We start from the raw sequence: 13,489 nt of genomic DNA on the forward strand, positions 1-13,489 counted from the left end.
GAATGCACAGAACCTGCGCTTTCGTCATCATGGGAGGGACATCAAGTTGCTCATTCATGCTGCATCACTGCTGCTGCTTGCTTTTGCCGTTAGCTTGGATGGATTCGGCGTAGGCGTTACGTACGGACTTCGGCGGATCCGAATTCCGGTGCCGTCGATTGTCATTATCGCCTTTTGCTCCGGGCTGGTCGTCTGGCTGTCCATGCAAATTGGCGCACTTCTAACCGGATACATGTCGCCGGATGTGGCCAAATGGATCGGTGCGATTCTATTGATGCTGATTGGCGTCTGGGCGCTCATCCAGTATTGGAAACGCAGAACGGAAGGGGACTCGGAGGATTCCGATTCCGGGGAAACCTCTGCAGCCGCCTCCGCCGAGAATGGCGGAAATGATGGGACCGGTGCTGCAATGGGCAACATTCGGATGGCGGCATCCACGATTGTGATCCTGGAATTGAAGCGATTAGGCATTGTGATTCAAATCCTGCGAACGCCGCAAATGGCCGACGTGGATCGATCCGGTATTATTTCGGCATCAGAAGCGGTGCTGCTCGGATTCGCATTGTCGCTCGACAGCTTCGGAGCGGGACTTGGTGCAGCGATGGTTGGTTTCAATCCGCTATTGACTGCGGTCGTTATATCCGGAGCGAGCGGGATCTTCCTGCTTGCGGGCATGCGGCTTGGTTTCCGATTCGCAGCTTGGCGCGGCATGCGTGCCTTGTCGGTGCTGCCCGGTATTATGCTGATTGTAATGGGCGTTATGCGTTTAATGTAGGTGAAGGACAGAACTTGAGGTGAACGTAGTGATACTGGGATTAACCGGCGGCATCGCTTGTGGAAAAAGCACCGTCAGCGCCATGCTTGTATCGCATGGCGCCAAGCTAATCGATGCCGACCAGGTCGCCCGGGAGGTCGTACTCCCCGGCGAGCCGGCGCTGGCAGCGATTGTTGCTGAATTCGGACAAGCGGTCTTGAACGAAGACGGCACGATGAATCGAGCCGAGGTGGGCAAGCTGGTATTCGGCAATCGCGAACGGTTGACGAAGCTCGAAGGCATTCTGCATCCTGCGATTCGAGGACGAATGTGGGAGCGAATCAACGCCTATGCGGCAGAAGATGCGAATCAGTTAATAGTAGCGGATATCCCTTTATTATATGAAACCGGACAAGCATCGCTGTATGAGGCTGTGATGGTCGTATATGTACCGAAGGAGATTCAGATCGAACGGCTGATGCAGCGTAATTCGCTGACGAGGGAACAGGCAGAAGAGCGGATCGCGCTGCAGATGGATATCGAAGAGAAAAGACGCCTAGCGGATTTCGTCATCGACAACAGCGGAACGATTGCGGAAACGGCGCAGCAAGTGGAACAGTTTTGGCGTGGGCAGGGATTGCAGTTATGACGATGAGAAAACTTCGAAGAAGAGTCATTCTAATTATTACGTTAGCTTTTGTCGTACTGCTGTTCGTTCGATCGGAGTGGATGAGCCACTGGATGTATCCGATCCACTTCCGAGAGGATATCGTAATCAGTGCGGATAATTATAAGCTTGAACCACATTTGGTGGCCGCCATCATAAGAGTAGAAACCAATTATAAGACTGGGGTTGTATCGCGTAAAGGCGCTATCGGCGTTATGCAGCTGATGCCGGACACAGCAAACTGGATTATTCAGAAGGGCGGCTTTGGCAAAATATCAACCGAAGCGATCTCCAATCGTGCAGACGTGAGCATAGAGATCGGGACTTGGTATTTGCATGCATTAAATCAGCAGTTCGATGGCAATATGTATACTGTGATCGCTGCATACAATGCAGGACCTGGCAACGTGAGCCGCTGGCTTGCGGACGGGACTTGGGACGGTAGGCTGGAGACGGTGGATCAGGTGCCTTTCGGGGAAACAAGACACTATATACAGCGGGTCATTTATTATTATAATAAGTACAAGACCCTTTATCCGGACTTATTGGAAAGCGACAAATAACTTTGGCCGGCTGCCCACAGGCAACCAGCCAAAGCTTGGAGATTACGATCTTCGATTATCGACCTGCAAGAGATTGTTCGGCGATTTGCACTAGTTTACGGGTAATACTTCCCCCGATAGAACCGGCATCCTTCGTTGTGATGTTACCGTAGTATCCATCGGATGGAAGGGAGATACCCAGCTCTTGTGCGACCTCATATTTCATTTGGTCTAATGCAGCACCTGCTTGTGGTACAACGAGTTGACTGCTACCGTTGTTGGCCATTTGTCGTTCACCTCCTTGCGGTTGGTAACTGTATTATGTGCGTTAGACCATTTTTCATTACAGGTAACGATTGGGAAACGATTCATAACGTGTTATTTCGTATTCACTATGCATGTAGACGGAGGAGCTTTAGACGATGAAATGTCCGTATTGCGATTATGCTGGGACGAAAGTGCTCGATTCCAGACCCGCTAACGAAAATAAATCGATACGCCGTCGCCGTGAATGCGAGAAATGCACGCGGCGGTTCACGACCTTTGAGATGGTGGAAGAAACGCCCTTGATCGTCATCAAGAAAGACGGCAGCCGGGAAGAATTCAGTCGCGACAAGATTTTGCGCGGTCTGATCCGTGCCTGCGAGAAACGACCCGTTTCCGTGGATCAGCTGGAAATTATCGTGTCCGAGGCGGAGAAAGAGCTTCGCACGACGGCACAAGCCGAGGTGGAGAGCCGTGAAATCGGCGAGCTCGTCATGTCGCAGCTGTATCCGGTGGACGAAGTGGCTTATGTCCGATTCGCGTCGGTATATCGCCAGTTCAAGGATATCGACATGTTTATGAAGGAATTGAATAGCCTGCTCAACAAGCATCCTATGAATTAAGCTCGCTTGGACTAGCATTGGAAGCCTGCAATCACGTTCGTCGTGGCTTGCAGGTTTTTTTATGTCCAATCGACAGAAAGGAGTGTACGACATTGGTATGATATGGTATGTTCTAAGTAATAAGTAGTAAGTAGTAAGTAGTAAGTAAACTGACGGAGGGGATTTCCGTGAACCGAGAATATGGCCTTACAGAGAAATTTGCTATCGTAGCCTCAGATATCCGGGCACATCGGAAGCATACGTTCAATCGAACGAATTTGGAAGTGTACGTGATCGGTGCAGCGCTTATTGAGCTCATGCTGAATGAGCGGGTTCTTGTGGATGCCAAAGGGTACCTCCGCATAGAGGATCATGCTGTAGACAATACCGACCCGAATTTCATTCCGTTGGTGGATAGCTTGTTGAATGCTAGGAAGCCTAGGAAATTAAAGGGCTGGATCCATTATTTCTACATGAGGTACAGGCTGCGCCAAACGATGATGGGGTCCTTGACGAAATCATTGTTTGATGAAGGCGCGATGGCAATGGAGAAGCGGAAATTCCTCTACATCATCCCCTACCATCGTTATGTAACCACTCCCGAGCACAAGGATCCCGTTATTCAGCGACTTCGGGCAGAACTGCTGGAGGACGGACCGGTGACCAAAGAAACCGCCATACTGGCCATGATGATGGAGACCTCGCAGCAGCTAAAGGTTTATTTCTCAGGTTATGAGAAAAGCGAATTGAAGAGAAAGCTCTCGGAGCTGCATGAAACGCAGCATGAGGAATGGAAGAACATCAAATTGATTCGCAGGGCCCTCGAAGAGATTGAAGCATCTTCAACATAGGTGCGGGTGCTGTTGAGACGCGAGGAGAGAGCCATGTCCAGACGCAGAAGCTTAGAGACGATTATGTCATCCGAGCTAGTCACGATAAGCGAGCTTGTTCAACTATCCGGCATGCGATACAGTACGCTGAAGTATTATGCGGAGATCGGCTTGCTGCCGTTCGAGCAGTTGGATGTCGGCCTTGTAAGACGATATCCCAGAGAGCAGTCGCTGCAGCGGCTTGGGGAAATTGTTTTATACAAGGAGCGGGACGGGATGACGATTCAGGACATTATCGAACACTATCACGCCAAGTAGGGGATAGTGCGTGCGGTGCACCCATTAGGGTGCATTTTTTAATTGGCCATCATGGTAGTTAGAAAGAAGCGCGGGGCTGCCCGTTTGACAGAAAGGCTGATAAAGCGTTACATCTATAGTAAGGTGAACGTGGAGAGAGGAGGCTTTCATTCAAGTATGGATAAAACGAAAATTCTCATCATCGAAGACGAGACGGCGATTGCCGATTTGCTTGCCTATGGATTAACGAGAGAAGGTTTCCTGACCAGGATTGCCTCAAACGGAGCAGAAGGCATCGAGGCACTTGGGCAATTCAACCCTGATCTGCTTCTGCTGGATTGGATGCTGCCTGATCTGAGCGGCCTTGAACTATGCAAACGCGTCACAGCAGATTCCAACATCCCAATCGTGATGATCACGGCAAAATCAGATATTACGGACAAGATTCTCGGCCTGGAATTCGGAGCCGACGATTATATTACGAAACCGTTCGATCTGCGAGAAGTCATCGCGCGCATCCGTACTATTCTTCGGAGACTAGCGAATGCGAATCGCTCCGAGGAAGCAGAGGAGGAACAGCCGCTTCGGTTCCACGATGTCGTAATCATTAAGAGTGAACGGATGGTCCGTAAGGGCGATGAACTCATCGATCTGACGCCGAAGGAATTCGATTTGCTGATTAAGCTGTGCGGCAATCGTGGACGGATCTTCTCGCGAGAGGAGTTGCTGGAATTGGTATGGGGCTATGAGTATGCGGGAGAAACAAGAACGGTGGACAATCATATTCAGCGGCTGAGGAAGAAGCTGGATGCGAACGAATACATAACGACCGTGTTCGGCATCGGCTATAAATTCGAGAAAGGGACGACGTAGATGTTCCGATCGATCCGGGCTAAGTTCATTGTCGGCTTCTTTCTTATTTTCTGCTTCGCGTTCGTGCTCCTTAATCAGACGGTCTCCCAAATCATCCAAACGAGTAATCGCAATATTATTACCGAGGATCTGATTGGACTCAAGAAGAATAGTAACGGCTATGTGCGTCAAGCTTTCTTGATCAATCATTTTACGAACAATGATCTCTACTTCGGCCAAATTGCCGAGGAGATCGCAACTGACTTGCATTACGCAACCTCAAGCGAAGTGAGCGCTTATACGGTTGACGGTGTTCTGCTGCACGCCACAAATCCGGCCGTTTTCACAGGTGGATCTACGGATGATCTCAAACAAGCTTTGCGCGGCGCCACAGCCTATACGATTTCGTATGACAAGGGCACTGCCTCCGTCGTTTATGCCTATCCCGTTATGATCGACGGCGTAAAGGTCGGTATTCTGCGATATGCCAAATCCTTTAACCTGCTCTATGAACAGAGCGGCCGCATATTGGATGCCATCTTCTACTTTACGCTCGCGATCTTCGCTGCTGCGTTCTTATTCTCGTATTTGCTGTCGAGACATATCACCATACCACTAGTCAAAATGGCCAAAGCGTCCGAAGAGGTGAAGAACGGGAATTTAGCGATCCGGCTGTCGATCAAGCGCAGAGACGAAATCGGCTTGCTTGCCGGCAACTTCAATGCGATGATCGGACGAATCAGCAGCCAAATCGAACGAATCGGGCGTGATCGGGATCGGCTGGAGACAGTCAATTTGCAGCGAAAGCAGTTCTTCGACAAGGTGACTCATGAGCTGAAGACGCCGCTTACTTCGATATTGGGTTATGCGGAATTGATTCGAGGCAATGGCGAGAGCGATCAGGAATTCTTCCGTAAAGGGATGAATCATATTGTCGAGGAGAGCCAGCGGCTGCACGGCATGGTGCTATCCCTGCTGGAAGTTTCGCAAGAGAAGGAAGGTTGGCAGGAGCAGTTACGCGTGGATGTCGGTATGACGCTGCGCGATGTGTGCGAAGCCATGACATTCAAGGCCCAGCGTTACAAGAAGACGATTGCCGTAGAGGCCGGGGAAGGTCTGGTTGTACTGGCACAGCCGGACAAGCTCCGCCAATTGATCATTAACTTGCTCGACAATGCGATCAAGTACAGCTTCGCCCATTCGGAAATTGGCGTGCGCGCTGCACTGGACGATAAAGCATCGATAAGTCTTACTATCGTGAATCAAGGAGAGACGATTCCTGCAGACCAGTTGGCGCGCATCTTCGAGCCGTTCTTCCTTGGGGATAGCATGCAGAAGGAAGCGGGCAGCGTGGGGCTTGGTCTCAGCATCGCCCAGTCCATTGTTCATGAGATGAACGGAAGTATCGACATCATTAGTAAGAACAAGGAAACGGCTGTTTATGTGAATTTGCCGCAGCACCATGCAGAGGAGGATGCAACGGAATGAACCTACGAATAACGTCCCTAGTCTGTGCATTCTTCGTCCTGGTAGTCTTGTTGACGGGCTGTATGCGCAATCTGAAATCCGAAACGATCCTTATTCCGGATTCGGAGGAAGAGGATGCTGGATTATCCGATAGCCAGCCGTTTGTTGTGAAGACGATCTACCGACTCCCATTATCGAATGAGAAAAGCAGTTACGGATGGAGCGGCGCTCAAACCGTTGATCGTGTCTCTACCATTGGGCTCGCGCATGAACGTTTTGCCCCGCCTTATTCAGAATCAGAGAAGCTGCCTGTGCTTACGGACGATGCTTCCATTCAGGCAGACGGCCTATCACCTGCTGGCGGCTATGTGTCCGGTTATTCATCGACGAGGGATGGATTGTCCCTATGGATCATCTCGTTAACGGATCACGGGAAGAAGCTGGTGCAGACCGTGCAGTTCTCGCGGCTTGGGACAGGGCGATTGATGTGGTCAGGTACGGATGATTATGTCTCGTACGTTGGTATGGATGATAACGGCGATTATATCGGTGTCTATGATACGAAGCTTGGCACGCAGAAGCATTATTCGATTCCGGACTGGAATCGCTCCTACAGCATTCAATCGGTTATGATATCGGGCGATGGCCGGAACGTCTGTATCATGAAGGAGGAGAATGGTTATTCGGGGCTTCTGATCGGCTCTTGGCAGGGCGATCACTTTGAACAACAGTATGAGCACAGAATCAGCCACGATACACGGCCGGCATGGCTGAGTAACGATCAAGCGGCCTTCGTCGGAACGGACGACACCTTGTTTGTGTATGATCTGCGTACGGCTGAGATCAACGTGCTGCATGATCGTGTCGGCAGCTTTGCACTGTCGAGCGACCGCAAATGGATCGCGTTCACGACGGATCAGGTCGCCATCAAAGCAGCTAAGCTGCAAGGCCATAACGTGCTGCAGGAACAGACGATCTATCGCGGTCTGCTGCCTACTGCACTGGATTGGAGCCCGGATGGCAGCAGATTGCTCGTACTGGGACGAAAGCCGTATGAAACATCCTCTTCGCAAGCAGCACCTGCTATCGAAGCACAAGACAGTGGGCCTTTAATTATCCAATTTCAATGAGGTCCAGTTTACTAGAGCATCTTGTTGAAGGTAACGCATCCAAGCTGTGATGCCGCTGCCTGAGACAAGATGCTTTTTTGGCGTGAACATGATTCCCTTCTTGGTGACAACTTGTTTACAAGTTGAAGAAGTGTTGGTGACATCGATGGCTTACAGTATAGAAGTCGCCGAACGAATAGCTACATGGGATTCGGCTGGAAGGGAAGGGGAACTTGCAATGAGAAAAGGAATATTCGGGCTCGCCAGCTTGCTGCTCATCTTCAATTTGGCTGCATGCAGCAGCACTAACGTACCAACAGACGATAAGCCGGGCGGAACTGTTCAGGATACAGGGAACGCCGGTGGTGCGACGAATGTCGTAAACGAAGGAGGCACTATCAATGGGAATGCCGAAGGCAATACTACTGACAACGGAAATTCCAACGACAATGCCAAGAAAACAATCGTATTCTCGACTTTCTTCCCTGACGATAGGTTTAAGGAAGCCAAGAAGAAATACGAAGCGCTGCATCCGAATATCACCATTAACCTGCAGGACGTCGATGTAGATGACTCGCATCTGGAAGCGGCTATGGAGAAATATGTGACCACGACGAACACCGAGCTGCTGGCGGGAAAAGGCGCCGATCTGATTCAAATGGATTTGCTGCCCATCGATAACTATGCCAGTCATCATTTGCTCGCTGATCTGGTTCCGATTATGGAGGCGGATAAGTCGTTTAAGAAAACGGATTACTTCAGCAACGTGCTCGATAATGTGCGTATTGGCGAAGGGCTCTACAGCATGCCCCTTGGCTTCTTCCTGAAAGGTTTTGCCGGTGACGACAGCGCAATCGCTAAGACAGGCGTTACGTTCGATGACAAATCATGGTCATGGAACGACTTTATCCAAACCTCCAAACAATTGACTTCCAAAGGCGGCTATTCTACGGCACTAATGTATGGCGGTCCGGAATATATGCTTGCCAATATGGTCAATGACAATTATTCCTTGTTCGTCGATACCGCCGAGAAGAGCGCATCCTTCGATTCATCGAGCTTCACGGGGCTGATGAAACAGGTCAAGGGTATGTTCGATGACGGCTTAGTTAATTCGCAAGGCCGCGGCGATTCCTATTTCCACGACATTCAAATCAACTCGCCATGGGATTATCTCGTCTCCCTGCGCGAGATCGGCGAGAATACGAGTTTGTATGCGAAACCGCATGCGCAGGATACGAAAGTCGGCGGATATTTTCAAACCTACCGGAATGTTGCGATTAATGAAAGCTCAGCCGTGAAGAAGGAAGCTTGGGAGTTCATGAAATTCATGATGTCTGATGCGGTGCCAACGCCGCCTACGTCGGCGGGGTTCCCGATTAACAAGCAGATGTTTGCGAAGCAAATTGAACAATTGAAGAAGGATGGCACCGTGCAGGCCTATAAGGAGGGTCCACTGCATGGATTAACTTTCGAGGTAGATCAGGCGAAGCTGGCTAAGCTTGAGGCATACGTGAACGGAGCGGTTCATCCTGTCGAACGCGATTCGACCAAGGTGGGCGGTGAAGTAGGCAAGGTCATTATTGAAACGGCGACCGCTTATTTCAGCGGACAGAAATCCGCCGAGGATGTGGCGAAGCTCATTCAGAACAAAGTGACGACCTATCTGAATGAATAGGCAATCCTTGACGAGAATCCGCGGTGGCGATGGCTGGATTGCCCTGCTATTCTTGGCGCCGAGCCTGGCCGGTTTTGCGATATTCTATGTCATCCCTTTCTTGATGGGGGTTTATGAATCATTCATGGATCAAGCGCTTGGCGGGAAATTCGTTGGTTTGGGCAATTACAAGGAGCTGCTTGCGAGCGTCTCCTTCCGAAAGGCTGCGTCCAATACGCTGCTCTTTACCGGAATCGGCGTCCCGCTCTTGATCGTGGTCTCCTTGACGCTGGCACTGGTGCTTAACCGGCAGGTTTGGCTTCGCAGCTGGCTCCAAACCGCCTTTGTTCTACCGCTGGTCGTTCCGGTTGCTTCCATTGTGCTGGTCTGCCAAATTTTCTTGGATTGGAACGGTACGCTTAACGCTTGGCTGCATGCTTTTCATGTCGAGCGCATCGATTGGATGCAGTCCCATTGGTCGATGAGTGTGCTCGTCATGATGTACGTATGGAAAAACATCGGCTACGATATGATTTTGTTTCTGGCGGGGCTTCAATCCATTCCGAAGGATTATTACGAGACGGCACGGATCGAAGGTGCAGGGAAGCTCAGACAGCTGCTCCATATTACGCTTGTTTACTTGACGCCGACCATGATCTTCGTTGTGCTGATCTCCATCATCAATTCATTCAAAATCTTCCGAGAAACCTATTTGCTTGCAGGAAATTATCCGTTTGATCGCATTTACATGCTGCAGCATTATATGAACAACATGTTCTTCGAGCTGGATATCCAGAAGCTGACGGCTGCCGCGGCGCTGATGGTGGGCTGCATCGTCGTGCTGGTTACGGGATTGCTGCAAGTAGAGCGACGTTTCCGGGCATTCATGGAATGAAGCGGGAGGGTAGCTATGAAGCTGTTAATGAAATTCCCGCGAGTCTTGCTGAGTATGCTGCTTGCAGCGGCATCCATCGTTATGCTGATTCCGATTGTGCTGACGTTTACGAATTCACTAATGACGGAGCAGGAAATCGGGCTGAATTATGATCTCATTGGCCAGATGACGGATACGGCGCTCGGCGGACAACGACAATTCGTCAATTTAAAGCTGCTTCCGGATTGGCTCTCGTTCAGCCAATATGGGCAGGTGCTCATTCTGGCGCCAAAGTTTCTCCATATGTTCTGGAATTCCGCTGCGCTTGTCGTGCCGATCATCGCCGGCCAGACAGTGGTAGCGACGCTTGCCGCTTATGCTTTCGCCAAGCTTCGTTTTCCCGGACGCGAGAAGCTGTTCATGCTTTATGTCATGACCATGCTTATGCCCTTCCAGGTTACGCTGGTTCCGAATTATTTGGTGGTGAATCAGCTTGGGCTGATGAATAGCGATGCAGCGATAATCCTGCCTGGCATCTTCGGCGCTTTCGGCGTCTTCATGATGCGTCAGTTCATGACGCATATTCCCGGCGCTTACATGGAAGCGGCCAAAATAGACGGCGGCGGCCATTGGATTATTTTCACGCGCATCATTCTACCGCTTGTTCAGCCCGGATTAGCTGCGCTAACCGTCCTGCTGTTCGTCGATTATTGGAATTTGATCGAGCAGCCGCTGATCTTCCTCCAGGATGCCGTGAAACAGCCGTTGTCCCTCTATCTCGCCCAAATCGACCAAGAGGCGAGGGGGATCGGATTTGCCGCTTCCGCGCTGTATATGACGCCGATGATCCTGCTTTTTCTGTATGCAGAGTCCTATTTCATCGAAGGCATTCAATTGTCGGGCATTAAAGGTTAGTTCAGGAGTGAGGGTATGGAAGAAGAGAACACGCGAGCTCGTAAACGAAAGATACGCCTGATAGCAGGCTTGTTTCTAGTCCTGTTGGCAGGCTTAACATTGGCCGGAAATACGCTCCAGGCGCTGTCGTTAACCAAGGTCTACACGATCGAGGCCGCCCAAGGACAGCTGTCCCATGTCTATGAAGGTACAGCGACTTTGGCCCCCTACGATGTAAGAGAACTCACGAATCCGGCTGGCTGGACGGTCACGAGCGTACATGTGAAGAAAGGTGAGGCTGTTCACAAAGGGCAAACGCTAGTTGAATATGACGATACGGAAGCGAAGCAGCAAATCGCCGCTGGGCAATCCGCGCTGAAGAAGCTGGAGCTGTCCATTGAAGGCCTTCAGCAGAATTACATTCAGGCCAGCAGTTCTGATGATGCTTCTGCGAAGCTCGCAGCCAAGCTTGCCTTGGAAACAGCCAAGCTTGTTATTGCCGATCAGAAGCTCGCGATAGAGCTGCTTCAAGCTTCCGCCGCGGCGAACAGCCGGATTAAGGCACCATTCGATGGAATCGTCACAGACGTTCATGCTGAAGCGGGGTTGAAAGGCGATGGATCTGCAGATATTCGTATCTCAAATGCGGCGAAGGGGTACCGGTTTGAACTGTCCGTTCCGTCAGATCTTGGCGCGTTGCTGCAAGTGGGAGAGAAGCTTGAACTCTTGAAGCTCGGCAAGGAGAACGCCGTGCTTACTGGGGTTATCGCCGAAGTTAAAGGAACCGTACATGCGGATGACTCTGTCGGCGATGCTGCTGGAGATGACGGATCGGGGAATTCGACGACGAATACGATTGTCGTCACGGTGCAGGAGAAGTCGCTTCGCGGCGGGGAGCGGGTTCAAGTGAACTTGACCAGAAACAACCCCAGCAGTGAAATGATCGTTCCGCATGCCGCCGTTCACAATGACGGAAGCGGCACCTATCTCTACTCCTATGAGGAGAAACAAGGTCCACTCGGCAATGCTTATCATGTGGTGCGTATTCCCATCGAAGTGATGGATGAGAATGATACGATGTCCGCCATTCGAGGCGGAATATTCGAGCAGCAGCCGATCATACTGGACAGCGATCACCCGATTATGGAAGGAGAACGAATACGACTTTAATCAGTCGTGAGATAGGGGGAAAAATGTTTGAATAGGGTTTGTTTTAGTTTGAACTTGCCCGAAAGCGGTTCACACAGTAGTTGGGGGCGTGATATAGTGAGGTGACATTTGATGCGAAAGGTTGATCAAGGATGAAGATTACGCGCTGCGCAGCAAACCCTATCGTCACGCCCGGTCTGTATGACTGGCGCAAAGCGACGGTATTTAACCCGGCGGTTATTATCGAAGGCGATAAATTTTATATGATTGAGCGGACGGCGGGCAGTCTGGATCCGTTCCAATGTTTCTTAGGTTTACTCGAGAGTGATGATGGCATCAACTTCCGTCATGTGCAAGATACGCCTGTTATTCACCCGGAGCAATTTGGCTTCCCCTACGGCAGCATTCAAGATCCGCGTGTCGTGAAGTTTGGCGATACGTTCTATATGAACTATGCACTTCGTCCGTGCTCGATGAGCTACTATCCAACTGGCGTCGGTCTTCCGAACAATTCGAAGCCGGAGTACCCGAACGGCTGGGGCAAACCGGAGGATTGGCTGACTCGTTCGTCCATTGCAACCTCCAAGGACCTGATCAACTGGGAGTTCTTATGTGATACGACGCCGCTTGAAATCAATGATCGCGATAATATTCTATTCCCTGAGAAGATTGGCAATAAATACGCGCTTCTTCGTCGCCCCGAAGAGTACATCGGCGAAGAATACGGCACTGAGAAGCCGGCCATGTGGATTTCCTATTCCGAGGATATGATTCATTGGGAAGATCCGATCTTGATTGCCCAAGTGGAACAGGAATGGGAGTTTAAGAAGATCGGAGGCTCCACGCCGCCGATTAAGACCGACAAAGGCTGGTTGACGCTCTATCATGGCGTAGGTCCGGACCATATCTATCGTGTCGGCGCCATGCTGCTTGATCTGGAGCATCCGGAGAAAGTAGTCGCGCGCGCGCCGGGCTTTATTATGGAGCCCGAAGAGTATTACGAGAAATTCGGCCTTTTCATTCCGAATGTCGTATTCCCGACAGCAAACGTAGTGAAGGATGGGCTGCTTTATATCTACTATGGCTGCACGGATACGGCCATTGGTCTGGCAACTGTTCCGCTGGATGAGCTGGTGGCGTATATCTTGACGGAGAGTAAGAAGTAGGTTGTAGAGGGAGGAAGTTTCGGGTGAGGTTGCCATTCCTGCAACATCGGCCCGGGCTGCTGCAAGGAAGGCTGTACGCGCTAACGAATCGTAGAGGTCTTATTTCAGCGAAAATGGCCATTTATAAATTCTAACGAATCGTGGAGGTCTTATTTAGCTGGATTCCATAGATAATGTACCTCTGTCAAGGAAGTAGACACACATCAAACGACCTGGAGCTGCTCATAGTACCGTTTCTCGCGTTGTTGCGGGGTTAGGTAATGAATGGATGAATGGATGCGCATACGGTTGTACTCCAACTCAATATACTCGTAAATTGCATCATACGCCTGTTTACGAGTCTTGAATTTGGTTTGGTAAATAAG

General features: G+C 50.6%; 16 protein-coding genes. 14 read left to right on the forward strand and 2 right to left on the reverse strand.

The features are described 5' to 3' along the window. Positions 1-46: 46 nt before the first annotated feature. From BLW29_RS16755 to BLW29_RS16765, 3 genes are read left to right on the forward strand one after another with little or no spacing between them, the layout of a single operon-like run. Positions 47-775: an MntP/YtaF family protein gene (locus BLW29_RS16755; RefSeq protein ID WP_090981604.1), complete on the forward strand. Its 729-nt coding sequence runs from the start codon at positions 47-49 to the stop codon at positions 773-775. Positions 776-803: 28 nt separating this feature from the next. After that, the gene (coaE, locus tag BLW29_RS16760; protein ID WP_090981606.1) at positions 804-1,403 is read left to right on the forward strand and encodes a dephospho-CoA kinase; all 600 of its coding nucleotides are present in this window, start codon (positions 804-806) and stop codon (positions 1,401-1,403) included. Then, positions 1,400-1,984: a lytic transglycosylase domain-containing protein gene (locus BLW29_RS16765; protein ID WP_371264731.1), complete on the forward strand. Its 585-nt coding sequence runs from the start codon at positions 1,400-1,402 to the stop codon at positions 1,982-1,984. The genes coaE and BLW29_RS16765 overlap by 4 nt, the downstream gene beginning before the upstream one ends. 55 nt (positions 1,985-2,039) lie before the next feature. Here BLW29_RS16765 and BLW29_RS16770 read toward each other — a convergent pair whose 3' ends face one another. Beyond that, on the reverse strand, positions 2,040-2,249 hold the full coding sequence (locus BLW29_RS16770; RefSeq protein WP_090981608.1) for an alpha/beta-type small acid-soluble spore protein: 210 nt from the start codon (positions 2,247-2,249) through the stop codon (positions 2,040-2,042). Positions 2,250-2,385: 136 nt separating this feature from the next. On the opposite strand from BLW29_RS16770, the gene nrdR reads away from it, so the two are divergent. From nrdR to BLW29_RS16825, 11 genes are all read left to right on the forward strand, one after another. Further along, on the forward strand, positions 2,386-2,850 hold the full coding sequence (nrdR, locus tag BLW29_RS16775) for a transcriptional regulator NrdR (protein ID WP_090981610.1): 465 nt from the start codon (positions 2,386-2,388) through the stop codon (positions 2,848-2,850). 167 nt (positions 2,851-3,017) lie between these two features. Then, positions 3,018-3,680: a GOLPH3/VPS74 family protein gene (locus BLW29_RS16780; RefSeq protein WP_177186678.1), complete on the forward strand. Its 663-nt coding sequence runs from the start codon at positions 3,018-3,020 to the stop codon at positions 3,678-3,680. A 33-nt stretch (positions 3,681-3,713) separates the two neighbouring features. Next, positions 3,714-3,977, forward strand: coding sequence for a MerR family transcriptional regulator (locus BLW29_RS16785; RefSeq protein WP_090981613.1), 264 nt, complete (start codon positions 3,714-3,716; stop codon positions 3,975-3,977). Positions 3,978-4,133: 156 nt separating this feature from the next. Beyond that, complete coding sequence (locus tag BLW29_RS16790; RefSeq protein ID WP_090981615.1) at positions 4,134-4,829, forward strand: response regulator transcription factor; 696 nt, start codon at positions 4,134-4,136, stop codon at positions 4,827-4,829. Beyond that, positions 4,830-6,296, forward strand: coding sequence for a HAMP domain-containing sensor histidine kinase (locus tag BLW29_RS16795; RefSeq protein WP_090981617.1), 1,467 nt, complete (start codon positions 4,830-4,832; stop codon positions 6,294-6,296). Beyond that, positions 6,293-7,405, forward strand: coding sequence for a WD40 repeat domain-containing protein (locus BLW29_RS16800; RefSeq protein ID WP_090981619.1), 1,113 nt, complete (start codon positions 6,293-6,295; stop codon positions 7,403-7,405). Before BLW29_RS16795 ends, BLW29_RS16800 begins: the two co-directional genes overlap by 4 nt. A 217-nt stretch (positions 7,406-7,622) precedes the next feature. Continuing rightward, complete coding sequence (locus BLW29_RS16805) at positions 7,623-9,062, forward strand: ABC transporter substrate-binding protein (RefSeq protein ID WP_177186679.1); 1,440 nt, start codon at positions 7,623-7,625, stop codon at positions 9,060-9,062. Beyond that, on the forward strand, positions 9,055-9,936 hold the full coding sequence (locus tag BLW29_RS16810) for a carbohydrate ABC transporter permease (protein ID WP_090981623.1): 882 nt from the start codon (positions 9,055-9,057) through the stop codon (positions 9,934-9,936). Before BLW29_RS16805 ends, BLW29_RS16810 begins: the two co-directional genes overlap by 8 nt. 27 nt (positions 9,937-9,963) lie before the next feature. Then, positions 9,964-10,830: a carbohydrate ABC transporter permease gene (locus BLW29_RS16815; RefSeq protein ID WP_371264735.1), complete on the forward strand. Its 867-nt coding sequence runs from the start codon at positions 9,964-9,966 to the stop codon at positions 10,828-10,830. A 15-nt stretch (positions 10,831-10,845) separates the two neighbouring features. Then, on the forward strand, positions 10,846-11,979 hold the full coding sequence (locus BLW29_RS16820; RefSeq protein WP_090981627.1) for an efflux RND transporter periplasmic adaptor subunit: 1,134 nt from the start codon (positions 10,846-10,848) through the stop codon (positions 11,977-11,979). Between the two features lie 131 nt (positions 11,980-12,110). Further along, on the forward strand, positions 12,111-13,124 hold the full coding sequence (locus BLW29_RS16825) for a glycoside hydrolase family 130 protein (protein ID WP_090981629.1): 1,014 nt from the start codon (positions 12,111-12,113) through the stop codon (positions 13,122-13,124). A gap of 203 nt (positions 13,125-13,327) precedes the next feature. Here the strand turns inward: BLW29_RS16825 and BLW29_RS32140 are convergent, their stop codons facing one another. Further along, positions 13,328-13,486, reverse strand: a complete 159-nt coding sequence (locus BLW29_RS32140; RefSeq protein ID WP_371264736.1) for an IS3 family transposase — start codon at positions 13,484-13,486, stop codon at positions 13,328-13,330. Positions 13,487-13,489: the final 3 nt, after the last annotated feature.

The sequence above is a fragment of the Paenibacillus sp. CF384 genome (genome assembly GCF_900106745.1).
Lineage (GTDB): Bacteria > Bacillota > Bacilli > Paenibacillales > Paenibacillaceae > Paenibacillus_Z.

Excerpts from the sequence above, each read along its gene's own strand:
- BLW29_RS16825 (WP_090981629.1), top strand. The coding sequence starts at position 12,111 with ATGAAGATTACGCGCTGCGCAGCAAACCCTATCGTCACGCCCGGTCTG.
- BLW29_RS16800 (WP_090981619.1), top strand. The coding sequence starts at position 6,293 with ATGAACCTACGAATAACGTCCCTAGTCTGTGCATTCTTCGTCCTGGTA.
- BLW29_RS16770 (WP_090981608.1), bottom strand. The coding sequence starts at position 2,249 with ATGGCCAACAACGGTAGCAGTCAACTCGTTGTACCACAAGCAGGTGCT.
- BLW29_RS16815 (WP_371264735.1), top strand. The coding sequence starts at position 9,964 with ATGAAATTCCCGCGAGTCTTGCTGAGTATGCTGCTTGCAGCGGCATCC.
- BLW29_RS16790 (WP_090981615.1), top strand. The coding sequence starts at position 4,134 with ATGGATAAAACGAAAATTCTCATCATCGAAGACGAGACGGCGATTGCC.
- BLW29_RS16805 (WP_177186679.1), top strand. The coding sequence starts at position 7,623 with ATGAGAAAAGGAATATTCGGGCTCGCCAGCTTGCTGCTCATCTTCAAT.
- BLW29_RS16785 (WP_090981613.1), top strand. The coding sequence starts at position 3,714 with ATGTCCAGACGCAGAAGCTTAGAGACGATTATGTCATCCGAGCTAGTC.
- BLW29_RS16765 (WP_371264731.1), top strand. The coding sequence starts at position 1,400 with ATGACGATGAGAAAACTTCGAAGAAGAGTCATTCTAATTATTACGTTA.
- BLW29_RS16795 (WP_090981617.1), top strand. The coding sequence starts at position 4,830 with ATGTTCCGATCGATCCGGGCTAAGTTCATTGTCGGCTTCTTTCTTATT.
- BLW29_RS16820 (WP_090981627.1), top strand. The coding sequence starts at position 10,846 with ATGGAAGAAGAGAACACGCGAGCTCGTAAACGAAAGATACGCCTGATA.
- nrdR (WP_090981610.1), top strand. The coding sequence starts at position 2,386 with ATGAAATGTCCGTATTGCGATTATGCTGGGACGAAAGTGCTCGATTCC.
- BLW29_RS16810 (WP_090981623.1), top strand. The coding sequence starts at position 9,055 with ATGAATAGGCAATCCTTGACGAGAATCCGCGGTGGCGATGGCTGGATT.